1 protein-coding gene is annotated in these 267 nt (G+C 44.9%); it reads right to left on the minus strand.

The features are described 5' to 3' along the window. Window positions 1-267 (minus strand): hypothetical protein (locus AC1ECF_RS17645; RefSeq protein WP_480390743.1); only part of this gene is annotated, 267 nt, incomplete at both ends.

Raw genomic sequence — 267 nt, forward strand, 5'->3', positions numbered from 1 at the left:
GCTGCCTGAATTTCCTGCTTCCATTTTTACTTTTTTCCATTCGGATTGTGAATCCTGATAATTGACAAAAACAGCCGTATTGGCTTGGTCATCGGTAATGCTTGCTTCAATCGTCAAGTCGTCAGAATTCTTCCATTCGGCAGCAGGCGTGTGGTCAATTTTTGGTTGTTTGTTTTCACCTTTTGACAAGAGCTGCTCTGGAATTTGCTCTTTCTCCACAGCTGCCGGAGTGGCAGATGGTACACGATCAGCCGCAAGCTGATTCAT

The organism is Psychrobacillus sp. Z3-81 (assembly GCF_056620325.1).